1 protein-coding gene is annotated in these 242 nt (G+C 49.2%); it reads left to right on the top strand.

The annotated features are described in order from the left end of the window. Positions 1–11: 11 nt before the first annotated feature. A partial coding sequence (locus SB775_RS33055; protein ID WP_410865518.1) for a mycothiol transferase occupies positions 12–242 on the top strand: 231 nt, incomplete at its 3' end.

Raw genomic sequence — 242 nt, 5'->3', positions numbered from 1 at the left:
GAGGCAGAAAGATGGATTACCGAATCAAAGAGCAAGCAGGATTCTCACCGAAAGTCGGTGAGCTTGTGTCGATGCTCGACTATACGCGCACGGTGACGTTGACGGATGTAGAAGGCTTATCAATCGAACAGCTGGATTATTTAGCTGACGGGCACTCGAATTCGATCGGGGCGCTCTTAATGCATATGGCGGCGATTGAATTTGTCCACCAGATCATCGCGTTTGAAAACCGAGACCTAACA

Source organism: Peribacillus sp. SIMBA_075 (assembly GCF_046534585.1).
The sequence above is the reverse complement of the archived record's forward strand: the minus strand, read 5'-3'. Positions and strand labels throughout refer to the sequence as shown.